The organism is Streptomyces sp. SCL15-4 (genome assembly GCF_033366695.1).
In the GTDB taxonomy this organism is placed as follows: domain Bacteria; phylum Actinomycetota; class Actinomycetes; order Streptomycetales; family Streptomycetaceae; genus Streptomyces.
Genome location: NZ_JAOBTQ010000001.1, coordinates 595,806 through 618,844, shown reverse-complemented (window position 1 = coordinate 618,844; position 23,039 = coordinate 595,806). Strand labels below are relative to the sequence as shown.

Sequence of the window (23,039 nt, the reverse complement as noted above, 5' to 3'; positions counted from 1 at the left end):
GACCCATGACGAAACGCTGACGTCCGGCTGTCGGGGGCGTTCTTCGCCCGGTCGCGCACCTAGCGTTCCGGGTGTGACCCAGGCTCCCCTCCGTGACCGGTACGCCGGCCTGCGCGCCGACCTCGCCGCCGCTGCCGCCGCCATCCTGCTCGTCCTCACCGCCGTGCTCGTCGGCCGGCACCTCCAGGACACCCGCCGCACGCTGTTCGTGCACTGGCCGCCGCTGTTCGCCGACTGGGACCCCCATCCGGGCCCGGGCACGCCGGCCGCCTTGCTGGTGGCGCTCGCCGTGGTGGCCCACGGGCCGTCCGTCGTCGCCCGGCTGCCATGGGGAGGACTGCTGCCGGCGGCCTGGGGCACGGCGCTGGCCTGGACGTGGTCGCTGGCGCTGGTCGACGGCTGGCAGCGGGGCGTGGCCGGCCGGCTCACCACCCGCAACGAGTACCTCACGGTCATCGGCCGCTTCCACGACATCCCGGCCGCCCTGAGCGACTTCACCCACCACATCGTCATCGGCTCCCCCGCCCCCTGGCCCGCCCACATCGCCGGGCATCCCCCGGCGGCCACCCTCACCTTCGTCCTCCTGGACCGGGCCGGTCTGCGCGGCGGCGGCTGGGCCGGCGCCTGGTCCCTCACGATCGGCGCGACCGCCTGCGTGGCCGTCCTGGTGGCGGTCCGGGCCCTGGCCGGCGAGGTCCTGGCCCGGCGGGCGGCGCCGTTCCTGGTCATGACCCCGGCCGCGGTCTGGGCGGGCGTCTCGGCCGACGGGTACTTCGCGGCGGTCGCCGCCTGGTCCGTGGCCCTGCTGGCCCTCGCGGTCACCGGCCGGTCCGTGTTCTGGGCGGCGGGCAGCGGGCTGCTGTACGGCCTGACCTGCTACCTCTCCTACGGCCTCACGCTCTTCGCGCCGATCGGCGCGGCCGTGCTGGTGGCGGGCCGCCACCGAGTCCGCGAGCGACCGGTCCTGCTGGTGCTGCTCCTGGCCGGGACGGCCGTCGTCCCGGTGGCGTTCACGCTGTCCGGTTTCGACTGGTGGGAGGGATACCGGCTGCTGGTCACGCGCTACTACCAAGGCGTCGGCGGCACCCGCCCCTACGGCTACTGGGTGTGGGCCAACCTGGCCTGCACGGTGCTGATCACCGGCCTGGCCACGGCGGCCGGGCTGCGGCGGGCCGGCGCGCTGGCCACCCGCCGCAGCCCGGCGCCCCCGGCCGAGCGCCGCCTCGCCCTCGTCGTGGCGGCGGCCCTGGCGGCCCTCCTGGCCGCGGACCTGTCCGGGATGAGCAAAGCGGAGACGGAGCGCATCTGGCTCCCGTTCGCGATGTGGCTGCTCGCGGCCTGCGCGTTCCTGCCACGGCCGCGCGGCTGGCTCGCCGCGCAGGCGGTGCTCGCGCTCCTGCTGAACCATCTGCTGTTCACCGGCTGGTGACACTGCCCGCGGCTGGCCTGGGCGAAGTACCTCGCCCACCAGTCCGCCGAGGTCCGCGGCCGGGGCCTGACCCACGGGCCTGACCCGCTCCATCTCGCGGAGGTCTCCGGGCTCGACGAGAAGACCGCGATGCGCTACGCGGACTCGGCCCGGCGCCTCCTGGAAACCAGTGCCGAGTCGTTGAGCGCTGTGACAGCATCAGTCCGTGATCAATGCTGAGGACCTGGTCGGCAGACGCCTGCTGAAGGTGACGACGTCCTGGCACCACTACGAGGAGACCGAGCCCTCTCTCCTGCACATGTGGCTGCATATGGACGGCGTCGGCCCCGTCCGGTTCCACACGCCGGGCGATGGATTGTCCATGAAGGTCGACCAGCCTCATGGGCCCTACGACATGGACGAATACGGCCACACCACGGTCGAGGACGACCTGCCCGACTTCCCCATGACCCGGTTCGTCGGCCAGCAGGTCCTCTCCACCCGAGAGATCCGCTACCGGTACGACAACCTCGATGTCGCCGTCGGTATCTCCCTGCGGTTCGCGAGAGGGAGCATCCGTGTCCTCAATCTCGCGGACGACATCGTCCTGGCCCATGACCAGCACCTGGGTCCGGTTGAGGCCCATCTTCACGAGGCGATGACGCCCGCAGATTCGGATGCCTCGCCGTGAGTTCGACACGGACCCACCGATCGATCCCCGCAGAGCACACCATCCGACCCTCTGGTTCCCGCTGAAGCACCTTCAGTTTCCGCGAACTCACGGGGCGCGGCGGCCCTGTTCTCGTATAGCTGCGGCGAACGGACACGTATCGCTGTGTGACTGCCCTGGTGCTCGTTACGGCCGGGGCGGTACCCGGCCCGCGCAGCCCGCAGGGCGATGGGGCAGCGGCCGGAAGGCGACGCCGTGGTTCCCGGTGTGGGCAGTCGGAGCGTTTCGCTCCAGGCGGGTGCCGTCGGTGTGCGTCGGTGGCGGGGCGCAGTTCGTCGTTCTGGCACGGCGCAGGGGACGCCGCGAGGGGTTGCTCCGAGGGCCGGGGCTCGGTGTGAGGGGAGTCCCGACCCTGGTACGAGGTCTCGGTTCCCGAGGGGCGGTCCGGGCTCAGGCGCGCTGCGTCCAGTCCTGGTCCAGACGGTCGGTCAGGCCCGCGGCGGCGAAGGCTGCCTCCAGGAGGAGTCGGCGGGCTCGCGTTGACCGGCCTCGGTGTCACCGTCGCCGCGACGCGACGACTGATCCCGCGTAAGAAGAGAGGCCGGGCCACCCCGACCACCGAACGGGGCCATGAATCGCCGGCCGCCCGGTCCGGCGACGCCCGCGCCTGCCTCCTCCTGGACGGGCACCTGCGCCGCTGACCGAGGACCACACCGCAGGCCGGGCGTGCGACGGCGGGGCCACCCGGCCATCGAGTACCTTCGCGGCACGGCACGGCCGGCGGCTGTCGCCTCCCACGGTGCCTACGAGCCCCACGAGGTCACCGACCGGGACCCGGCCGACGACCCGCACACCGCCGCCGAGTGCCTGGTCGACGACGCCGTCCGGTGCGTACACCAACTCAACGACCCGTATGCGGGCAACTCCACTGACCTCGTCGTCCGCATCACCCAGCCGCACCGTTGCGGACACCTCTCCAGCAGCCCTGGTCGCACAGTTGGTCAGCGGCCGTTGCCCGGGCGGTAGACGGTGAGGTCGCCGTAGGCGGACAGAACGGCGGTCAGGGCGTCGGGTCTGTGCCGCAGGGTGGTGTCCAGGAAGGCGAGCGTCGTTGCGGCGACGAGGTGCGGGCTCTCGGTGCGGCCCAGGGAGCCGAGTATCGAGGGCACGGGCGGCAGGTACAGGGGGGCGTCCATGAAGGTGAGGTGTGCGGCGCCGGGGACGGTGAGCCGGTAGCTCGTGGCGGTGTTGAGCTTGAGGACCTTGGTGAGGCGGGGTATGTAGCGGGGGTCGGTGTCCGGGGTGGTTGCCTGGGTGAGCGCGAGCGCCGGCTGGTGGAGGGGGCGTGAAGTGGGGTCGTAGGGATAGCCGTCCAGATCGATGACGGCGTCGAACCGGCGGTCCTGGCGAGCTGCCTGCACAGCGGAACCGCCGCCTATGGAGTGGCCGGTCACCGCGGCCCGGCCGGTGTCCAGGCGCCCGGTCAGCGGGTCCGCGGTCTCGCCGCGGTCCAGACGGCCCAGCCGAGTGAGGACGAAGCTGAGGTCGGCGGCTCGAACCGCAGTCCAGCCGATCCCCAGCTTCTCGTCCTTGTCCGGGTCGCCGGTGGAGGTGACCTTGGCGGTGATCGTCCGGCCGTCGGCGAGGACGACGGCGGCGGAGTCGTACGGGTGGTCGAGGGCGGCGACCACATAGCCGTGGCTGGCCAGTTCCTCCGCCCAGGCGGTGTTCTGGGTGCGGACTCCGCCCAGCCCGGGAGAGAACAGCACGACCGGGAACCGTCCATTCCCGCCGGCCACCGGGGCGTTGAAGACGGAATGGGTGCGGGCACGCGGGACGCCGTCGACCAGGAAGCCGGGCAGGCCCACATGGCGGGCGAGGGCGTCGGAGACGGTGCGCGCCTCGTGCTCCGTGCGGCCGAGATACCGGGCCCGCTGCGCGCTTGCGGGGCTCTTCCGCGCCGGATACCAGAGCTGGACCACGACCATGCGCCGGTCGTGCGGGTCGGCGGTGGCGGTCTCGGGGCGGTGCGGGTCGGTCCACTGCACCACGCGGGTGCCGACCGCGAAGCGGCCTGACGGTTCCGGGAACACGGGTACGGGAAAGGCCCAGGCGGCCACCGGACCCGTGGCGATCAGGCCGATACAGGCCACCGACCCCGGCAATGCCAGCCACCACCGGGCCCGCCACGCCGGCCGTCCGGTACGGCGTCGCAGCAGAGGAGCGAGGGCGGACGGCAACGCGAGGGCAGCGCCTGCCAGTACCGGCAGCATCTGCCAGCGGATCCCCACCACACTCAGCACGACCGCGGACAGCACGAGAACCGCTCCCGCCGCGATCGCGACGCGCGGGCGGGCAGCGCGGGGAAGCCAGCGCGCCACCACCAGCGCGACGGCACCTGGCACGGCAAGCAATTCCAGAGGGGACATGGACAGCCCCGTGATGATCTCGGTCACCCGGCCATCCTGAGGGCGGGGCACGCGATGCCACATCGATCCGGGGTCGCCATCGCATGCGACCGGGGTCGCAATCGAGCACGCCAGGTGAATGGCTTCTCTGCGACCGCAGGAGGAGGCGGGACTCCTCCTGCGGTCGTACCTCGTCGCGGCGCCACCAGACGGTGGACTCGTGTGCTTCGCGAGCCCGCGGCCTACCGTGCCGGGGCCGTGGTCCACGCCGGGGAGCGCGGGGGAGGGCTCGCTGAGCGGGCCGGCCGGCCCGCTCGCCGACCGCCCGGCGGAGACCGGCGGCACCGACCGCGCATCGCGCACAGGGCCCCGTCCGCGGAGATGCCGCCGGAAAGCCACGGCGGCCGCGGCTGGAGGTGACGCAAGGGGGCTTCGGTGGACGTGGTGGGGAGGCGTTGGCCGAGCAGGGGGTCACGGTGCTGTTCAAGGCCGATGCCGAGCCCGGAGTAGGAGCTGGGTTTCCCCGGCGGTGGGAGCTGACCGGCACAAGGTCTGCGGACGTCCGTCGCGCCTTCTGGTGCGCGTTTCGGCGGCCGACCGAGCCCCGGCGCCCGCCGGAACCGTGCGACGCCCAGGTCAGGGGGTCATCGCGCGGGCCCGGGCGCGGTCTTCTTCCGGGCGCGGTAGGCGGCGGCCTTGATCTTGTTGCCGCAGGACTCCATGCCGCACCACTGGCGCCGCATGCCCCGGGAGCGGTCGATGTAGATCCGTGTGCACTCGGGGTTGCCGCACTCCTTCAGCAGCGGGACGTCCGGGCCGCTGAGCAGCTCGACGGCCTGCCGCGCGACGGTCGCCAGGGCCTGCGCCGGGGTCCCCTCGTTGTGCCGGCCCGCCATCGTGAGCTGCGGTGTCACCGGCGTCTTGCGCGCCGCGCCGTTGACCACGGCGAGTGCCTGGCGGTCGAACTCCTCACCGAGTCGGCGGTTGGCGAGGAGGCGGTATATGGCCTCACGTACGGTGGTCGCCTCCCGGACGTCCGATTCGTCGGCGGGCGTGATCGTGTCCACGAGTCCCGACTCCAGATACCAGGCGTTGAGCCGGTCGGGTGCCACGAACATCTCGAACCGGGTCGAGCGCCGGGCACGCAGAGTGGCCGCGAAGTCGAGGGCCGGATGTCCGCACACGAAAACATGGTCGAGGTTCACATCACCATCTTGACGGGTGACTGATGGGGAGCGCAAGAACCCGTCACCACTCTGGGTGGTGCCGCGCAAGGGGAGGCGGCACCACCACCCACGGCGCCCGTGGATCAGACTCGCGATCGGACCGTGTGCGGGTTCTCCCGCCGTCCGTCTCCCGCGTCCAGCCGGCCTCCCGGCTCCAGACGGAGCTCCCGGCCCTGCCACCGCCGCCGCAGCCAGCGGTCGTGGCTGGCGACGGCGATGGCGCCGGGGCCCGGGCCCAGGGCCTCCTCCAGTTCGTCGCACAGCCTGGGGGAGAGATGGTTGGTCGGCTCGTCGAGCAGCAGCAGCTGGGGCGGACGGGCCACCAGCAGCGCCAGCGCGAGCCGTCGCCGCTGCCCGACGGACAGCTGACCGACGGGCTTGTCCAGGTCCGCCTCGTGCAGCAGCCCGAGCGAGGCCAGCGGCACCTGCTCGGTCCGTGCCGGGCCCAGCGACCGCCCGTAGGTGTCGCGGACCGTGCGTTCGGGCCGGTCGAACACGGTGTCCTGGGTGAGCAGCCCCACCGTCAGCCGGCGCCGCCTGCACACCTCGCCCTCGGCCGCCAGCCGTCCGGCGAGTACGGCGAGCAGCGTGGACTTGCCGGCCCCGTTGCCGCCGGTGACCAGCAGCCGGTCGGTCGCCGAGATCTCCAGCGCGTCCAGCGCCAGCCGGCCGGGCACCCGGACGTTCCGCAGGGACACCAGCGGCTGCGAGCCCTCCTCGACCCGTGCGGTCAGCTCCCCGGCCGCGAACCGCAGCGGGCGCGGTGGCTCGGCGACCCGGGCGCGCTCCAGCTCCTCCAGCCGCCGGGTGGCGTCGCGCACCCGGCGGGAGATCTGGTTCTGCACCCGGCCCGCCCGGTGGCCGTAGCCCATTTTCTCGTTGTCGGTGCGACCCCGGTCCGGTGCGACCCGGTGCGCGGTCACTCCAGCCGCCTGCCGCAGTTTCGCCAGTTCCTGCTGTTCCTCGGCGTACCGCCGTTTCCAGCGCTCCCGTTCGGCGCGCTTCTCGGCCAGGTAGGCGGTGTAGTTGCCGCCGTAGCGGACCGGACCGTCCACCGCCGGGTCGAGGTCGACGAGGTCCGTGCAGACGGCGTCGAGGAACGCCCGGTCGTGGCTGGCGACCACGACCGTTCCGGGCAGGGCGCGGAGCTGCTCCTCCAGGAAGGCGGCGGCGCCGTCGTCGAGGTGGTTGGTCGGCTCGTCGAGCAGCAGCGCGGAGGGGCGTCGTACGAGCAGCGCGGCCAGGGCGAGCCGGCCGCGCTGCCCGCCGGACAGCGAGCCCAGCGCGCGGTCGTGGCCGACCGCGCCGAGGCCCAGTCCGTCCAGCACCAGGGCCGCACGCCGGTCGGCGTCCCAGGACTCCCGGTCCTGGGCCTGCTCCAGCCGCCTCCCGTAGGCGTCGAGGAGTTCCTGGTGGCCGGGGTCGTCCTGCGCGACGCGGGCGAGTTCCTCGCCGAGCCGTTGAAGTTCCGCGAGGTCCTCGCGGGCCTCGCGCAGCGCCTCGTCCAGCACCGCGGCGACGGTGGCGTCGGCGTCGTAGGGCATCTCCTGGTGGAGGAAGCCCGGCTCGGCGGGGCGCGAGACGCTTCCCGCGTCGGGTTCGTCGACGCCGGCGAGCATCCGGAGCAGGGTGGACTTGCCGACGCCGTTCTCCCCGATCAGGCCGATGCGGTGGCCGGGGGAGGCGGTCAGGGAGACGCCGTCGAGGACGCGCCGGCCGCCCAGGGTGCGGACGAGGTCGCGGGCGAGCAGAGCGGGCTGGGGCATGGGGATCCTTCCAACGTGTTCGGTGGTCGGCCCGCCGGGCGCGGAGCCTCGGACGCGGGCCACGTCGCACGCCGGGGTTCACCCCATGGGGGCTCCCGTCTCCTTCAGCACGCCGTCGGCCAGCCGCAGCCAGCGGTTCACGCCGATCCCGGCGAGGAACCGCTCGTCGTGGCTGATCACCAGGAAGGCACCCTGGTAGGAGTTGAGCGCGCTCTCCAGCTGGCCCGCGCTGACCAGGTCGAGGTTGTTGGTCGGCTCGTCGAGCAGGAGCAGATGGGGCGCCGGCTCGGCGCACAGGACGCAGGCCAGGGTGGCGCGCAGCCGTTCGCCGCCGGAGAGGACGCCGACGGGCAGATGAGCGCGGGCCCCGCGGAAGAGGAAGCGGGCGAGCAGGTTCATCCGCTCCGCCTCGGGCCGCTCGGGGGCGAACGCGGCGAAGTTCTCCGCCACGGTGCGGTCCGGGTCGAGCAGGTCCAGGCGCTGCGAGAGGTAGGCGATCCGGCCGTCGTTGCGCTTGATCTCCCCGCTGTCCGGGGTGAGGTCCCCGGTGACGAGCCGCAGCAGGGTGGTCTTGCCGGAGCCGTTGGGCCCGGTGAGCGCGATGCGCTCGGGGCCGCGGACGGTCAGGTCGACGCCGCCGTCGGCGAAGACGGCGCGGTCGGCGTGGTGGACCTGCATGCCCTCGCCGAGGAAGAGGTTGCGCCCGGCGGGCACGTTGGTGTCGGGCAGTTCCAGGGTGAGGCGCTGCTCGTCGCGCAGCGTGCGTCCGGCCTCGTCGAGGCGGGCCCTGGCCTCGCTGACGCGGGAGGCGTGCAGCTGGCCGGACCTGCCGGCCGCTTCCTGTGCGCCGCGCTTCATGTTCCCGGCGAAGATCTTGGGCAGGCCGGCGTTCTTCAGGTTCTTGGAGGCGTTGCTCATCCGGCGCTCGGCGCGTTCGCGGGCCTGCTGCATCTCCCGCTTCTCGCGCTTGAGTTCCTGCTCGGCGTTGCGGACGTTCTTCTCGGCGACCTCCTGCTCGGCGCGGACGGCCTCTTCGTACTCGGTGAAGTTGCCGCCGTAGAAGCGCAGTTCGCCGCTGCCGAGTTCGGCGATGCGGTCCATGCGGTCGAGCAGGGCGCGGTCGTGGCTGACCAGCAGGAGGCAGCCGGTGAAGTCCGAGAGGACGTCGTAGAGCTTGTGGCGGGCCTCGGCGTCGAGGTTGTTGGTCGGTTCGTCGAGCAGGAGGACGTCCGGGCGCTTGAGCAGCTGGGCGGCCAGGCCGAGGGAGACGATCTGGCCGCCGCTGAGGGTGCTCAGGCTGCGGTCCAAGGCGAGGCCGGCGAGACCCAGCCGGTCCAGCTGTGCGCGGGTGCGCTCCTCGATGTCCCAGTCGTCGCCGATGGTGGTGAAGTGCTCCGCGCCGACGTCGCCGGACTCGACGGCGTCCAGGGCGCGGATCACCTCGGCGACGCCGAGCACCTCGGCGACGGTGAGGTCGCCGGTCAGGGGGAGGCTCTGCGGGAGGTAGCCCAGCGTGCCGCCGACCGACACCGAGCCGGTGGCCGGATGGAGTTCACCGGCGATCAGTTTGAGCAGGGTGCTCTTGCCGGAGCCGTTGGGGGCGACCAGTCCGGTACGGCCGGTGGTCACGGTGAAGGACAGGTCGCGGAAGACAGGGGTGTCGTCGGGCCAGGAGAAGGAGAGGCCGGAGCAGACGATGGCGGCGTGAGACATGAAGGGACCTCGAAGGCATGGAGGGCAGAACAGAGACCTCTGCCCGGGGCAGACATGGGGAAAGGGGTACGACGAGACGGGCCACGTCGGCGGCGGCGCTCCTGTGCGCCGGCCGGTGGCCGTCAGATCCGGATCTCACCCGGAGATGTCGTCTTCACCCACCACGTCTGCGACTCCTCGATCACACGGTCCAGGTCACCGACAGCTTAGCAGGTGTTGTGCCGGCGTTCGGCCCGGCCGATGTCCGCCGTTCACACGTGTGAGCCGAAGGAGCGCGCTGACGATGGCAGGCAAGCCGAAGCGGGGGCCGAAGGGATCAGGCTCGCGGACATCCTCGACGCCGCGGACGCCGCCCTTCCTGACCGGGTTGCTGTCCGCCAAGTTCCGCCTGCTGATGTGGTTCACCGGACTGCCTCCCTCATCTCCGGACTGCTTCCCCCGATCTCCCGCACCGTGCGTTCCTTTCGACGATCCCTCTTTCGTCACCGGCTTAACAGGTGATAACGTCCCGCTCGGACTTCCTGCTCTTGTGCCGCGCACATGTGTGTCCCGCCACTGCCGGGCGCACACCTCTTCCTTGGATGGGAAAACCCATGAGACGACTGATGACCGTGCTCGCGGCCGGTGTGCCGCTGGTCGCGGCGGTGTACCTGCCGACCGCGTCCGCCGAGCCCCGGACCCCCGCGTCCGCCCCGTTCGGCTGCACGACGACCTCGGTGCAGGCTCCGCCCGGCACCCGCGTCGAGTCCGTGACCGCGGCCCGCCGGGAGGGCGGCACCGTCCATGGCAGCGGCATCCTGGGCGGCACCGTCACCGGCGTACCCGCCTACTGCGAGGTGAGGGTCACGCTCACCCACCCGGGCGACGGCGACCATGCCGGAATCCGGACCTGGCTGCCCGTCACCGGCTGGAACGGTCGCTTTCAGGCGCTCGGCGGCGCTGCCTTCTCGGCCGGGGACAACGGCACCGGCCTGGCCACCGCGGTCAAGAACGGCTACGCCGCGACCACCACCGACGCGGGCGTCGGCGATGTCCTCGACGTCGGCTGGGCCCTCGACGGCCGGGGCCAGGTCGACACCGCGCTGCTGAAGAACTTCGCCTCCCGCTCCCAGCACGAGGCGGCGGTTGTCGGTAAAGAGGTCGTGGACGCGGTCTACGGCAGGGCCGCCTCGTACGCCTACTTCACCGGCTGCTCCACCGGCGGACGCCAGGGCTACATGGAGGCCCAGCGCTACCCCGACGACTACGACGGCATCCTCGCCGACGCGCCCGCCGTCAACTGGGACCGCTACGTACTCGCCACCCTGTGGCCGCAGGTCGTCATGAACAACGAGAAGACCTATGTGACCGGCTGCGAGCTGGACGCCTTCACCGCTGCCGCCGTCAACGCCTGCGACACGCTCGACGGTGCCAGGGACGGCCTCGTCAACGACGCCTACCGCTGCGACTTCGACCCGCGCCGGCTGATCGGTACCAAGGTGCTGTGCGCGGGCAGGGAACTGACCATCACCGCCGCCGACGCGGCCGTCGTCCGCAAGATCTGGGACGGCCCGCGCACCGCCTCCGGCAGGAAGCTGTGGTCCGGCGTCCCGGTCGGGGCCGACCTGAGGGGCCTCGCGGGCACCGTGGCCGACGCCGACGGCAACCTCAAGGGCGCGCCGTTCCAGGTGCCCGCCCGCTGGACGGCGAGCTGGGTGGAGAAGGATCCGTCCTTCGACGTCTCGACCATCACCTACAGCCGGTTCACCGAGCTGTTCCACCAGGCCGTGGCCGAGTACGGCCACATCATGGACACCGACGACCCGGATCTCTCCGCCTTCCGCGAGTCCGGCGGCAAGCTCCTGACCTGGCAGGGCCAGGCCGACCAGTACATCCCGCCGCAGGGCACCGCGGACTACCGCCGACGCGTGGTGCGGGAGATGGGCAGCGCCAAGAAGGTCGACGACTTCTACCGTCTCTTCCTCGCTCCCAACACCGGCCACTGCGGCCTCGACGGTCAGGACGGCTCCACCGACGGCCTCGCCGCCCTGACCGCCTGGGTCGAGCACGGCGAGGCGCCCAGGACCCTGCCCGCCACGCTCGTCAACGCCCAGGGCAAGCGGCTCGAACGCAACCTGTGCGCCTACCCCGAGGTGTCCCGCTACCAGGGCCACGATGACCCGTCCCTGGCCACCAGCTTCCACTGCGTCCTCCCTTCCCGGCACTGACCGGGTCGGCGACCCGACACCGCAGCCGTTCAGCACCGTCCCGGCCCGCGCCCCGTGGCGCGGGCCGGGACGTCGTCGTACGGTGATCGCCGTCAGCCCACGCGGTAGCGCGCATCTGGAGGCACAGCACGCCGCGGACGATCCCGGAGTCGATCCACCGCAACGAGTCCGCCGGGAAGGCGAGTTCCAGTTCCGGGATCCGGGCGAGCGGGGTGCGCGGGGCGATCGTCGCCTCCAGGCGGGCCGGCGGGGCACCGGAGCAGTAGTGGATGCCGTGCCCGAAGGCCAGACGGCGGGCGTCCGGCCGGGTCATGTCCAGCACGGTCGCGCCGCCGCCCGGTTGCGGGGCGTCGCGTCCGGCGGAGCCGAGAGCCACGGCGATCCTGGAGCCCCAGGGGATCGCCACTCCGCCCAGTTCGAGGTCCCGCGCGGCGTAGCTGCTCGTGGAGCGTTCGACGGAGGGGGCGTAGCGCAGGAACTCCTCCACCGCGCCCGGCACCAGTTCGGGCCGCGCGTGCGGGTGCGGGCCGGGCGAAGCGTCGCCATCGGGTGCCCGGGGCACACATGCCGGCGGCCTCCCGCCGGGCCGACGAGACAATCCTTGTGCGTCACCTCTCCGACAGGTGGCGCGCAAGAGGGCACGTCATTCTCCGACCGGTTCCGGTCGCGTTCATTCGCCCGGTGTCTCCGGGCCGCCCGTCAGCCCCAGCAGGAACCCGTCCCAGTCCAGAGCGTCCATCTCCGTCTCGGCCGAGGTGATCCGATAGGTGGCGTCGAGCCACTCCGCCAGCTCCGCGGTGGGCAGCTCGAACAGCGCCTCCACCTCCTGCGTTTCGAGGAGCAGCCAGGACGACGGCCGTTCACCGGGCAGTGTCGGCCACATCCGCACGTCGCGGGAGCCGCTCATCTCCGTCAGCCCGCGGTGCAGGAGCTCGCGGCCGATCCGCCAGACCACACCGGGTCCGCGTTCCGCCAGGAACTCGACGGTGATCACCGCGGGCATGGCCGGGTCGAACCGGAACTCCGCCTGGACGGCCTGGCGGGAGAACTCGTCGAGCATCTGGTCGACGTCGAGGAGTAGCGGCGGAACGTGCCGGGGCGCCGACCGAGCCCGCAACGGTGACTGATCAGGGTGCATGGCAGGAGTTCCCCTCGGTGGTACGAAGTCTGTGCCTCCCACTGTCCGCCACGCGTCCGGGCCGCACATCGGTCACTTGACGGTCAAGCGGCGAGACTGCGCACGGCGGTTGACGAAACCTTCTCGGACGTGTCCCGGGGCCTGACGTAAGTCAACGCCCTCCCATGGGTCTTCGGACGGCATCTCTCAGGTCACGGGCGGCAGGTCGGGGCCCGTGGTGCCCAGTTGCTCGGCCGCCACCACGGGGGGCACCGGCCAGGTCACGCCCTTCGGCGGCCAGCTCTGCCCGGTCGCCCTGAGGAACTCGGCCGGCGGTTCGTACAGTGGCGGCTGGCTCCCGTCGGGGATCATCGAGGCCCAGCCGACGCCGTCGGTACGCTCGGCGAACTCCTGCTTCATGGCGTCCAGCCGCTCCGGCTGCTCGATCAGGTCGATCGCGCCGGCCGCGAGGTAGCGGGCGGCGGACAGCAGCGCCTGGTGGCCGATATTGGTGGCCGCCGTCGCGGTGGCGCCCCAGTTGTGGTTCGGGATGCCGGGCGGGTAGGCCGCGGACAGCAGTACGGCGGTCGGCGCCTGCCAGCTGACGTCGGCGGTGTCGGTGGCCAGTCCGCCGGTGTAGGCGGCGGCCGGCGGAGCGAGCGGGGTCAGCTGGGTCGGCATGCCGGTCTCCGGCCGGCCCAGTGACTTCTGGATGCTTCTGGCCAGGGCGTGGTCGGCGTCGGTGAACCGAGGCGCGCCGATCTGCCGCATGTTGTCGTTGAGCAGTTCCGCTCCGGCCTTGTTGGCCAGCAGGTTCCACGTCGCCGAGTGGAACTTGTGGACCAGGCGGGTCTGGCTGGCCTGTGCGGCGGCCTTGGCGCACTCCACGATCTTGTCGTAGAGCACCCGGGCGCGTGCCGGGCTGCCCTCGCGGACGAAGAACCAGATGGAGCACATGTCCGGAGTCACGTTCGGGGCGCCGCCGCCGTTGATGACGGCGTAGTGGAACCGTCCGGACGGGGCGACGTTCTTCTCCCGCAGGTACTCCGACATCGTCGCCATCAGCAGGGCACCGTCCAGGCCGCTCTTGTTGCCGAGCGGGGTGCCGCCGTGGCCGGAGGCGCCGAGGAAGGTGAACGTGGCCGAAATCAGGGCGCTGGTGGTGTTCCAGAACGGCACCGTGATGCTGAACGGGTGCCAGTCCAGGAAGGCGTCGAGGTCGTCGTAGACGCCCTCCTTGACCGCGTAGGCCTTGCCGACGAGCTGTTCCTCGCCGGCGCTGCCGAACAGCTTGACCCTGGCCTTCAGCCCGTGGACGCGGATCGCCCGCGCCACGGCTATGGCGGCCGCGGTGCCGCCCGCGCCGAGGCAGTTGTGGGCGTCGCCGTGGCCGGCGCCGTACGTGGGGCCGTAGGCGTCGTAGTGGTGAACCAGCGGGTCGTGCATGCCCACGCCCTTCTTCTGCGACAGGCCGGGCAGGGCGTCGTACTCGGCGTTGAAACCGAGGACGGGGCCCTCGGTGCCGTACGTGGCGACGAAGGCGGTCGGGAAGCCGGCCGAGCCCCAGGTGACGGTGAAGCCGTTGTCCTGGAGCAGCCTGGCGTGGGCGAGGGAGGACTTCCACTCGCGCAGCGACAGCTCCGCGTACTGCCACACGCGGTCGCTCAGCCCGGTGACCGCGCCTTCGTTGGCGCTGATCCACTCAAGTGCGGTCTGCTTGGCCGCGGTGTTCTTCGCCAGCCCCGTGGGGGCGCGGTAGGTGGCGGGGTCGACCCCGGTCCTCTCGTCGTGGCCGAGGGTCGCGGCGAGCACCGGGTCGGCCTGGAGGACGGCGGCGGTGGTCGCGGTGGCGCTCAGTCCGAACATCTTCAGCAGGCGTCGACGGCCGGGGTGGAAGTCGTTCACGTCGGTTCGTCCTCGAAGTGTGAGGGAGGGGCCGGGCGGCCGGCTCCATGACATGTGGTGTGGCGTGTTGCCGAGGAGCATATGTGTCTCTGTGGCAGGCCGGTGCCCTGATGGCCGGAAACGGGCGCCGAACCGGGCTCCGCTCTCTCGTCCGGGCCGCTCGCGTCGTAACGTGTGAGGATTCGCCGCCCGATGTGTGTTTGCCAGGTGTGAGAGGGTTTCCCGGCGTGCGCCTCAGTCCAGGCCTCGTGGCGCCCCGGTGACGGCCGTCTCCGGGAAGGGCCGGCCGACCCGTGCCCCGCCCATGACCACGCGACGCCCGTCCGCGGCTGACGGCTCTGCTGGCGCGCTCTGCGACGGTCCGTTCGGACGCTCGACCGGAGGATGCGGGCCGTACGGCCGGACGCCGGCCCGCCGGTCACCGCTCGACAGAGCGTCCCAGCGGAACGTCGACTTCCGCAGTTCGCGCGCCACCAGCCGCAGCGGAACCTGCGCCGCCGCGCTCACCACAGATCGACGCCAACCTCCCCCCCACCCGCCGTCGCCAGGCCCGGCAGGACCCCCGACTCGCCCACCAGGGTCGACTTCGCCGGACGGCTCGGCCGCACCCTGCTCGTGGCCGTCACCGGGCTGCCGAGCCCCGGGGCTGCCGAGCCTCGGGTGACGTGCGGTCGGTACGCACCGCACCGAGCCACCACCAGCCTGAGTTCGGAGACGGAGGTGACGGTCGCGATGCACATGGAGTGCACATGTCGGCGGCCCGCACTTCACACATGCTTCTCGGTGTCCGGTGAACCTTTCTCGCCCGCGGTCTCGTTCCCTCCATGAGACATGCCCGCACCATGGAGGCGAAGGTGAAGAAGGAAGACCTGTTCTCCCCGCAGGGGCATCCGGCCCGCCGCGGAACGCCGGAGCGTCCGCGACGCGGCCCCGCACGGGACGCGGGCCCCCTGTTACGTTCCCCGCTCGGACCCTACGTGCTGAACCGGCTGCCGGCCGACCTGGCCGCCGTCGCCCAGGGCCGCGGCACGTATGAGCAGCTCGCGGCGGAGCAGTGCCGCGTGCTGCGCGCGGCCGGCGCGGAGGACGGGCCGCTGGCCACCGACCCGTCCTGCGCGCGCCTGGTCCAGCTCGACCTGCTGTTCATGCTCAACGGATACCTTCCGGCGGGCCCGACGGCCTTCCCCCGCCCGCTGCTGGCAGCCCTGGCGGCGCAGTGCGACCGGTATCCCTCGCTCGACCCCCACATGAGCTACGAACTCCTCATCGACGTCAACTGCGCCGAGTGGGAGACCACCGGGCATATCCGGGTCTTCTCCGACGGCGACCTGGGGCGCCTGGAACGCGACTTCTACCTCGGACACCATCTGGCGGAACCGGCCGCGCGCGGCGCCTTCGACCGTCTGAGCTCACTGGTGCTGGAGCCGGACGCCGTGGACCCGGCCGCCGCGCTGGAGGAGGCACTCCGCGGCCTCGACGACTTCCGGCGGTACATGGCGCAGTACGGCAGGCTGCCCAAGGAGGCGTTCCAGGCGTTCCGCCGCTATCACATGAGCCATCCGAGCGGTGCCCGCGGCGCGAGCGGCGCGTTCATGCCGAGCGTGCAGCTGCTGGAGCTGGTGCTGCTGGCGCCGACCGCGTTGTACGAGCGCTACCTCGACCAGTCCCTGGCCTACTTCCCGACATGGTCGCGGCCCGTCGTCTCCGAGTGGCGCGAGCGGTCCCGCGCCGGTGACAACGTCGTACACGCGGTGCTCGACGGCCGTCTGAAGCTCGACCGCCGCGCCGCCGTCGCGCTGCTCGGCGTGATCGACATGTTCGTGGACTTCCGCATGGTGCACCTGGGCGTCACCAGGAAGGCGATACCGGAGGCGTTCGAACCGTCCGCGCGGCCCACCCGGCAGAGCATCCTCGCCCAGGACGGCGAACGGGACTTCCTCGGCGGTGCCGGGTCGGGTGACGGCCGGGGCGACGAGCTGGGGACATCCGGCTTCAGCGTGCACAACGTCCTGACGAACGCCGTGCACCGGCTGCTGAGGGCACGCCGCCGTATCGCCGAGACCCTCGGCCCTGTCACGGACTGACCGGCGTGTCACGCACGGACCGCGCAGCGCCGCGGACGGACCCGCGAAGCACGACGCACCGCCCCCCGCCGCACCACGGACCGCCCCGCGCATCGCCACGCACCGCCCCGCGAAAGGAATACCGTATGCCCGACTTCCAGGTGGCCGTGGTGGATGCCTTCGGCACGTCGCACCGCTATGTGGACGCCTTCGCCGCGGCCGGCGGCGCGGTGATACACGTCCGCAGCACACCGGACCTTCTGCCAGGAGTCGCCGCCGTGGACCCGGCGAGGTTCAGCCACACACTCTTCGACGAGGGGAACCTCGACGACCTGACCGGCAGACTGGCGAGGTTGCGGCCGCATGCCGTGCTGCCCGGCCGGGAGTCGGGGGTGGAGCTGGCCGACGCCCTGTCGGAGCGGCTGGGGCTGCCGTCCAACGGCACGGCGCTCAGCGCGGCACGGCGGGACAAGTACCTCCAGATCGAGCGCGTCCGGGCGGAGGGCGTGTCCGCGATGCGGCAGTTGCGCACCGGCGACGCGGCGGAGCTGCGTGCCTGGCACGCGGAGCTGGGGCGGACCGCCGTGGTGAAGCCGCTGCGCGGCGCCCTGGGCCACGGCGTGCGGTTCTGCGACTCGCCCGACGAGTCGGTCGCCGCGCTCGCGGCTCTCCGGAACGCGACAACGGCGCTCGGCGAGCGGATCACCGAGGTGGTCGCCCAGGAGTACCTCATCGGCGCGGAGTACATCGTCAACACGGTGAGCTGCGAGGGTGTGCACACCGTCACCGACGTCTGGAGCACGGACCGCGTCACGGCCAACGGCGTCCGGGACCTGGTCGTCGCGCAGATCCTGCTCCGCGGCGACGACCCGTGCATCGACGAACTGGTGCCCTACGCCTTCCGGGTGCTGGACGCCCTCGGCATCCGCTACGGCCCCGCCCACCTGGAGATCAAGCTGACGCCGGACGGTCCCCGGCTGGTGGAGGCCGGTGCCCGGCCGTCCGGGCTGCCGTACCACGTGGCGGACGCCATCGGCGAGGGGCAGCTGGAGTGGGCCGTCGACGCCTACGTCAGGCCGCGCAGATTCCTCGCCCGGGCCGGCACCCCGTACCGGCGCAGGACCGCGGTCGCATGGGCGGCCCTGGTGTCGCCCGCATCCGGCCGTCTGGTGCGCTACCGCGCCCTCGACGCGGTGCGGGAGCTGGAGAGCGTGCGGGAGCTGACACAACTGGTCCGGCCGGGCGAGGAGATCGCGGCAACCACGTGGGACCTCGCGTATCCCGTCGTCCTGAGCCTGCGCCATCCCGTGGAGGCGGTACTGCGACGCGACCTGAACACCGTGCGGTACCTGGACGGTGCCGCCATGTACGAGATCGAGACCCCCGGCGGACGGTACCTGTCCGTCCCACACGAGTGAGGACACACACGATGTTCGACCGACGTCATCTGCTCCGTGCGAGCGGCGCCGCTGCGGCCGGAGCCCTCGGCGCCGCGGCCCTGCCGTCCCCCGCCGCCGCGGCCGGGCCGGCCCGCCTTCCCGCGGACTCCGATCCGACCGCGGGTGTCACCCGCACCCTGCTCCAGGAGCACCCCTCGCCCGCCGAGGGCTGGGAAGCCGTGCAGACGCTCGTACAGATCCCCCGGCACAAGGAGTCGGGCCGGCACAGCCATCCGGGCATCGAGGTGGGCTACATCGTCCGGGGCGACGTCCTGATGGAGTTCGACGACCGGCCGCCCCTCCGGCTGCGCACCGGTGACCCGTTCTTCATCCCCGACGGCGTGATCCACAACGCCCGCAACGTCGGCACGGTCACGACGATGATGCTCTCCACGTACGTCGTCGACGCGAGCGAGCCCCTCGTGACCACCTACTAGAGCGGCGGAAGGGCCCGCCGAAGCGGAGGGTCGTGGGACGAGGGCCGCCGCTCGGCGCACCACGCCGAGGTGCACACCTCGGCGCGCGGGCGAGCACCTCGTCCTGTCCGCGTGTGGTTGTGGCCCGCCGAGCCGGCGGGCCACAACCACGGTCACTCGGCAGAAGCCGTCAGCAGGCGCCGGGCCGCACTGAGCTGATCTTGTCGTTCCAGTAGGGGTTCGGGACCCTCATGTCGACGATCGAGGTGTGGGCGTTCACCGTGAACCTGTCGCCCGAGTAGTTGTTGTCGACGTACAGGCAGAAGGCCGAGTCGGTGAAGTTCTGCACCGACGAGGTCTTGTCCTGCATGCTGCCGCTGGGAAGCGCCGAGACCTTGCCGAGGTCGCTCTCCGATTCCCAGTAGCCGAAGCAGATGTGGGTGCCGTTGTAGTTGGTGTTGTCCCAGAGCACGAGGGCGCCGTCGCAGCTCGCGGCCGGCGCCGCGGAGGCGGGGGAGACGCCAAGAGCCAAGGTCGCGACAGCGCCGCAGGCGAGAGCCGCGAGGGAACGAACGAGCATGGCTGTCCTTCCGGTCAGAGGTGTGACACGTCGTCCCGCCGGAACGAGGAGGGCCTTCCGTGCCACTGGGTCAGTCAGTACACGGCTGAGGCGGGGTCCCGGGTTCACACCTGTCACGGACTGCTGCGCCCCTGCGCGACGGACCTCGGTCACCTCCTGGACGGGCCGAGCGTGCGCGACAGTTCAGGCCGCCTCGGGCCGTACGACGGCACGCAGCTTGCGCAGGGCGTTGTGCTGACGGCTCTTGACGGTGCCGACCGGGACTCCGAGGATGCCGGCGGTCTCCTGGAGGGTGCGGTCGTACAGGTAGATGTGCACCAGCACGGCGCGGTGTTCGGCGGACAGCTTGCGCAGGAGCGGTCGGACCGCGAGGCGGTCGTGCACCGCCCCGGTGCCGTCCGTACCCGAGACCGGATCGTTGTAGGCGTCCCCGACGACCTCCCTCCGGGCGTGGGGCTTGCGCACCCAGTCGATGACCAGGTGCCGGGTCACGGTGAAGAGCCAGCCCCGCACGGATCCCTCCATCCCGAGCAGGCGGTCGCTGCTCCGCCAGGCACGGATGACGGCCTCCTGCGCGATGTCCTCTGCCAGTCCGCGGTCACCCAGCATCTTCTCGGCGTACGAGACGAGACTCTCGCGGTGCTCCCTCATGATGGCGACGAGCAGGTCGGATCGGGACATGGCGGTGAGGGGGATAGCCATGGCGTTGGGAACCATCCTGGTTCTGTGTGAGGCGAGTGGGAAGCCGGGTGTGTGACGGGCCGCTTGCAGTGAACACGTGTGTTCCCCGGCAGGCGGTCGGTTGTTCCGGCGGGACAACGTGTACCGGTCCGTGGCCGGCGAACCGTCCGGCGTCGACACTTATCTGCGACGGGAGCCTCGGCGTGGGTACCATGCGCAACGTCGTCCATATCGAGGGAGTGAACGGTTGTGACCAGCGAGTCAGCCGCCACGCTCCGGTCGCGGTACGTGGTACAGGCCGCATCGGACCTGGAGGAGAACCGCCGCCTGCAGCAGGAGCTGACAGAGCGGATCAAGGTGTTGCAACAGCAGGAGGCCCTCCTGGAGGACATCCTGAGCCTCGCCGAGCGGTACGAAGGGTTCGCGGACCCGTCCCGGCTGCCCGAGCAGATGCAGGACGAGCCCGTCGTCGCGAAGTCGAAACCCGCGTCCCGGGCCGCCTCGCGGCGCTCGTCACCAAAGAGGACCGCTCGGGCGGGCAGGGCGGCGAAGGCGGGCGTGAAGGGGAAGTCGCGTCAGCCTCTGCTCGGTGACCTGCTCGCCGAGCTGCTCGGCCAGTACCAGGAGCCACGCCCGGCGAAGGAATTGCGGGACGAGCTCCTGGAGAAGTACCCCGACCGCGACCCGACACCTCAGGTCGTGCGGAACACCCTTGAGTCCCTTGTCGCCAAGGGCCGCATCCGGCGTCACAAGCAGCAGCGTTCCGTCCTGTACACCCTGGTACGGCCGGGCGGGCGCGCGACGGGCGACGCCGACTGACGCTCATCCGCTCGCCCCGTTGGTGGGTTCCCACCACCGTCTTGGCACGTGTCGGCCAAGACATGTCCCGACGGCGGCGTGCCGGCGCGGTCCGGGGGGAGCAGGCCGGGCCGCGGTTGGGAGCGCGGTGGCCAGGCCTGTCGTGAGGGCGGCGCTTCCCAAGCCCGGCGTCACAGGAAGTCCCAGGCCGTCGGGCCGAACCCCGACAACCCCACGCTGGCCGACCAGCCCCACACCTGGATGGCGTCCGGCCATGCTTGGGCGCCGTCTCACCCTTTCGAAGGGTGATGACGATGGTGCGGGGGCGGAACGGTGATGTCCGGTCTCCCGGGCGAATGAGTGCGTCATGGAGGCCATGTCCTGCCCTCGCTCTTCGGTGGCGGTGCGGGCGTGCGGGAGGAGAGGGAGCGGGTCCCGTGCCGGGGGAAGTAGCACGGGACCCGCCGTCAGGGGGTCACGCGGCAGCCGTGGCGTCGAGGACGACGGGGATGTTGTCGCGCGTGGCCTTGGAGTAGGGGCAGATCTGGTGGGCGTCCCGCGTCAGAGCCTCGGCCGTGGCCTGGTCGACGCCGCCGAGTACCGGGCGGAGGACCGCGGAGAGCGAGAATTCACCGTCGTCGCCGTGGGTGAGGGTGATCTCGGCGGTGATGCTGGTGCTGGTCAGCCGTGTCCCGCGGGTCGCGGCGGCCCGGCGCAGGGCGCCGAGGAAGCAGGCGGCCCATCCGGCGGCCAGGAGTTGCTCGGGGTTGGTCGCGGTGCCGGCGCCGCCCAGCTCCTTCGGGAGGGCGAGGCCCGTCTCCAGAAGACCGTCGGAGGAGCGGACGTGACCGCCGTTGCGGCCCTCTCCGTCGACGTCGACGACGGCGGTATAGCTGACTGCCATGACTGGGGCTCCCCATCTGATGCGAACAGAGCTTCGCCCACCTCTCTTTCGGGACACTTCATGCGTCACCGGTTGAGGCGGTGACGTCATCATGGCAACTCTCTGCATCACCAGTCAAGACGGTGACGCGTCGAGCGGGGCGCGGATCTCCGCCGTGGTCATTCCGAGGACGCCGGGCCGTGCAGCAGGGCTTCGGCGGTGACGTCCCAGTCGACCCCGGCGAGTTCCTGGCCCGCGGGCACGAGCGAGTAGGTGTGCTCCAGCCATGCCGCCAGCGGAGGTATGGGCAGTTCGAACAGCGCCGCCATGTCCCCGGAGGCCAGTTGAAGCCGTGCCGTGGCCCCTTCCTCCAGGCTCGACGGCCACATCCGGACGTCACCGAGGCCGCTCATCGTGTACAGCCCTTGCTGCAGGAGGTCCCGCCCGATCCGCCACAGGACCCGCGGGCCGCCCTCGACGAGCAGCTCCAGCGAGACGGCCAGGGGCAGTGCCGGGTCGTACCGGAACTCGGCTCTGACCGCCTGCCGGGCCGAGACGTCCAGCACGCGCTCGATGTCCAAGGACAGCCGCCGACGACCGTACGGCGCTGATCGGCGGTCCTGTACACCTGGCTGGTTGCCGCTCATGACGGGTGGATCCTTCCCTGCTGCGGAAGCTGGCCGGACCCACTCTCGTCCGCGTGGGATCGCCGTGCATAAGTAACTTGACCGTCGAACACGACCTGGCGTGTCGGTGCTCGCCCTGACCGGCGCCCGCCGGGCGGACCGCTGTCCGCCTCGACGCGCCCCTCCAAGGGCCCCGTCAGGCCGGCTCGGACCGGTGCGCGCCGAGGGCCGCCGACATTAAGTCATTCGACTGTCGTCCCCGGCCCCTGCCTGGACGATGCTGAAACAGCCGCCGGTGACCCGGTGCCAATGGTCGTCGTGCTCGGAGGTGCCAGCCGTGAAACGTACTCCCGTCGTCTTCATCCATGGCGTGTGGTTGCACGCGCTCTGCTGGGAGTCGTGGGCCGCGCGCTTCACCAGCAGGGGCTTTTTCGCCCTCGCGCCCGGCTGGCCGGGGGAGGCCCGGACCACCCCGGACGCGCGTACGTCACCGGAGCCGCTCGGCCGTGTCGGTCTGGACGCGCTGACCGACCACTACGCCGCAATCGTGCGGTCGTTCGACGTCGCGCCGGTGATCGTCGGACACTCGGTCGGCGGGCTCATCGCACAGCACCTCATCACCGCCGATGTCGGCCGTGCCGCCGTCGCCATCGCCCCCGCCCCGATCAACGACATCCCGCTGCCCGCGCCGCCCGGCCGGTGCGACCCCGCCGACGAACTGGTGACCCTGTCGCCGGAACGGTTCCACCACGTCTTCGCCAACACACTCGGAGCGCAGGAGTCCGGCCGGCTCTACGACCGCTACGTCGTCCCGGCACCGCGCCGCCTGCTCGCCGACCTCGGGTGCGCGGGTGCTTCCCGCAGCCCGCGCGCCGTGGCGGACGTCGGGAACGCGGGACGCGGCCCGCTCCTGCTGATCTCCGGTCAGGAGGACAGACTCGTACCGGACGAGGCCAGCCGCGCGGTGTACAAGCAGTACGGTGACACCACGGCCGTCACCGACCTGAAGCAGTTCGCGGACCGCGGCCACTCCCTGGTCATCGACAGCGGATGGCGCTTCGTCGCCGACTACGTACTGGGCTGGCTGGACGGGCACGGCATCCGGGCCCATCCCCCGCAGGGCTGACACGCCG

At 71.8% G+C, this 23,039-nt stretch carries 18 protein-coding genes; 8 read left to right on the top strand and 10 right to left on the bottom strand.

Annotated features, from left to right (window positions below; translation table 11 throughout):
* The first annotated feature begins 73 nt into the window (after positions 1–73).
* Positions 74–1,429, top strand: coding sequence for a hypothetical protein (locus SCK26_RS02445; protein ID WP_318199566.1), 1,356 nt, complete (start codon positions 74–76; stop codon positions 1,427–1,429).
* Positions 1,430–1,634: 205 nt separating this feature from the next.
* Entirely contained in the window at positions 1,635–2,099 is a 465-nt protein-coding gene (locus tag SCK26_RS02440; RefSeq protein WP_318199565.1) for a hypothetical protein, read from the top strand.
* A gap of 980 nt (positions 2,100–3,079) precedes the next feature.
* Here the strand turns inward: SCK26_RS02440 and SCK26_RS02435 are convergent.
* From SCK26_RS02435 to abc-f, 4 genes are all read right to left on the bottom strand, one after another.
* Positions 3,080–4,570: a hypothetical protein gene (locus tag SCK26_RS02435; RefSeq protein WP_318199564.1), complete on the bottom strand. Its 1,491-nt coding sequence runs from the start codon at positions 4,568–4,570 to the stop codon at positions 3,080–3,082.
* Positions 4,571–5,130: 560 nt separating this feature from the next.
* Entirely contained in the window at positions 5,131–5,691 is a 561-nt protein-coding gene (locus SCK26_RS02430) for a CGNR zinc finger domain-containing protein (RefSeq protein ID WP_318199563.1), read from the bottom strand.
* Positions 5,692–5,795: 104 nt separating this feature from the next.
* Positions 5,796–7,478 carry an ABC-F family ATP-binding cassette domain-containing protein gene (locus tag SCK26_RS02425; RefSeq protein WP_318199562.1) on the bottom strand — a complete coding sequence of 561 codons (1,683 nt, stop codon included), beginning with the start codon at positions 7,476–7,478 and terminating at the stop codon, positions 5,796–5,798.
* A gap of 78 nt (positions 7,479–7,556) precedes the next feature.
* Complete coding sequence (gene abc-f / locus SCK26_RS02420; RefSeq protein WP_318199561.1) at positions 7,557–9,191, bottom strand: ribosomal protection-like ABC-F family protein; 1,635 nt, start codon at positions 9,189–9,191, stop codon at positions 7,557–7,559.
* Positions 9,192–9,784: 593 nt separating this feature from the next.
* Here abc-f and SCK26_RS02415 point away from each other — a divergent pair.
* A complete protein-coding gene (locus tag SCK26_RS02415) occupies positions 9,785–11,398 on the top strand; it encodes a tannase/feruloyl esterase family alpha/beta hydrolase (protein ID WP_318199560.1) in 1,614 nt (537 codons plus the stop codon).
* Positions 11,399–12,068: 670 nt separating this feature from the next.
* On the opposite strand, the gene SCK26_RS02410 is transcribed toward SCK26_RS02415, so the two are convergent.
* Both SCK26_RS02410 and SCK26_RS02405 read right to left on the bottom strand, forming a co-directional pair.
* On the bottom strand, positions 12,069–12,536 hold the full coding sequence (locus tag SCK26_RS02410; protein ID WP_318199559.1) for an SsgA family sporulation/cell division regulator: 468 nt from the start codon (positions 12,534–12,536) through the stop codon (positions 12,069–12,071).
* A gap of 186 nt (positions 12,537–12,722) precedes the next feature.
* Complete coding sequence (locus SCK26_RS02405) at positions 12,723–14,420, bottom strand: amidohydrolase (protein WP_318199558.1); 1,698 nt, start codon at positions 14,418–14,420, stop codon at positions 12,723–12,725.
* 824 nt (positions 14,421–15,244) lie between these two features.
* Here SCK26_RS02405 and SCK26_RS02400 point away from each other — a divergent pair.
* The 3 genes from SCK26_RS02400 (at position 15,245) to SCK26_RS02390 (ending at position 18,359) form a co-directional block, all read left to right on the top strand.
* The gene (locus tag SCK26_RS02400; RefSeq protein ID WP_318199557.1) at positions 15,245–16,504 is read left to right on the top strand and encodes a hypothetical protein; all 1,260 of its coding nucleotides are present in this window, start codon (positions 15,245–15,247) and stop codon (positions 16,502–16,504) included.
* Positions 16,505–16,629: 125 nt separating this feature from the next.
* Complete coding sequence (locus SCK26_RS02395; protein WP_318199556.1) at positions 16,630–17,901, top strand: ATP-grasp domain-containing protein; 1,272 nt, start codon at positions 16,630–16,632, stop codon at positions 17,899–17,901.
* A gap of 11 nt (positions 17,902–17,912) precedes the next feature.
* The gene (locus SCK26_RS02390) at positions 17,913–18,359 is read left to right on the top strand and encodes a cupin domain-containing protein (protein WP_318199555.1); all 447 of its coding nucleotides are present in this window, start codon (positions 17,913–17,915) and stop codon (positions 18,357–18,359) included.
* Between the two features lie 169 nt (positions 18,360–18,528).
* Here the strand turns inward: SCK26_RS02390 and SCK26_RS02385 are convergent, their stop codons facing one another.
* Positions 18,529–18,918 (bottom strand): peptidase inhibitor family I36 protein, encoded by a 390-nt coding sequence (locus tag SCK26_RS02385; protein WP_318199554.1) that lies wholly within the window; start codon positions 18,916–18,918, stop codon positions 18,529–18,531.
* Positions 18,919–19,101: 183 nt separating this feature from the next.
* The gene (locus SCK26_RS02380) at positions 19,102–19,599 is read right to left on the bottom strand and encodes a sigma-70 family RNA polymerase sigma factor (RefSeq protein WP_318199553.1); all 498 of its coding nucleotides are present in this window, start codon (positions 19,597–19,599) and stop codon (positions 19,102–19,104) included.
* A gap of 249 nt (positions 19,600–19,848) precedes the next feature.
* Between SCK26_RS02380 and SCK26_RS02375 the strand changes: the two genes are divergently transcribed.
* Complete coding sequence (locus SCK26_RS02375; RefSeq protein ID WP_318199552.1) at positions 19,849–20,418, top strand: hypothetical protein; 570 nt, start codon at positions 19,849–19,851, stop codon at positions 20,416–20,418.
* Between the two features lie 454 nt (positions 20,419–20,872).
* Here SCK26_RS02375 and SCK26_RS02370 read toward each other — a convergent pair whose 3' ends face one another.
* On the bottom strand, positions 20,873–21,301 hold the full coding sequence (locus SCK26_RS02370) for an Ohr family peroxiredoxin (RefSeq protein WP_318199551.1): 429 nt from the start codon (positions 21,299–21,301) through the stop codon (positions 20,873–20,875).
* Positions 21,302–21,459: 158 nt separating this feature from the next.
* Positions 21,460–21,927 (bottom strand): SsgA family sporulation/cell division regulator, encoded by a 468-nt coding sequence (locus tag SCK26_RS02365; RefSeq protein WP_318199550.1) that lies wholly within the window; start codon positions 21,925–21,927, stop codon positions 21,460–21,462.
* Between the two features lie 316 nt (positions 21,928–22,243).
* On the opposite strand from SCK26_RS02365, the gene SCK26_RS02360 reads away from it, so the two are divergent.
* Positions 22,244–23,032 carry an alpha/beta hydrolase gene (locus SCK26_RS02360; protein ID WP_318199549.1) on the top strand — a complete coding sequence of 263 codons (789 nt, stop codon included), beginning with the start codon at positions 22,244–22,246 and terminating at the stop codon, positions 23,030–23,032.
* The last annotated feature ends 7 nt before the right edge of the window (positions 23,033–23,039 follow it).

Excerpts from the sequence above, each read along its gene's own strand:
- SCK26_RS02415 (WP_318199560.1), top strand. The coding sequence starts at position 9,785 with ATGAGACGACTGATGACCGTGCTCGCGGCCGGTGTGCCGCTGGTCGCG.
- SCK26_RS02425 (WP_318199562.1), bottom strand. The coding sequence starts at position 7,478 with ATGCCCCAGCCCGCTCTGCTCGCCCGCGACCTCGTCCGCACCCTGGGC.
- SCK26_RS02410 (WP_318199559.1), bottom strand. The coding sequence starts at position 12,536 with ATGCACCCTGATCAGTCACCGTTGCGGGCTCGGTCGGCGCCCCGGCAC.
- SCK26_RS02365 (WP_318199550.1), bottom strand. The coding sequence starts at position 21,927 with ATGAGCGGCAACCAGCCAGGTGTACAGGACCGCCGATCAGCGCCGTAC.
- abc-f (WP_318199561.1), bottom strand. The coding sequence starts at position 9,191 with ATGTCTCACGCCGCCATCGTCTGCTCCGGCCTCTCCTTCTCCTGGCCC.
- SCK26_RS02385 (WP_318199554.1), bottom strand. The coding sequence starts at position 18,918 with ATGCTCGTTCGTTCCCTCGCGGCTCTCGCCTGCGGCGCTGTCGCGACC.
- SCK26_RS02400 (WP_318199557.1), top strand. The coding sequence starts at position 15,245 with ATGAGACATGCCCGCACCATGGAGGCGAAGGTGAAGAAGGAAGACCTG.
- SCK26_RS02380 (WP_318199553.1), bottom strand. The coding sequence starts at position 19,599 with ATGTCCCGATCCGACCTGCTCGTCGCCATCATGAGGGAGCACCGCGAG.
- SCK26_RS02390 (WP_318199555.1), top strand. The coding sequence starts at position 17,913 with ATGTTCGACCGACGTCATCTGCTCCGTGCGAGCGGCGCCGCTGCGGCC.
- SCK26_RS02435 (WP_318199564.1), bottom strand. The coding sequence starts at position 4,570 with ATGTGGCATCGCGTGCCCCGCCCTCAGGATGGCCGGGTGACCGAGATC.
- SCK26_RS02370 (WP_318199551.1), bottom strand. The coding sequence starts at position 21,301 with ATGGCAGTCAGCTATACCGCCGTCGTCGACGTCGACGGAGAGGGCCGC.
- SCK26_RS02395 (WP_318199556.1), top strand. The coding sequence starts at position 16,630 with ATGCCCGACTTCCAGGTGGCCGTGGTGGATGCCTTCGGCACGTCGCAC.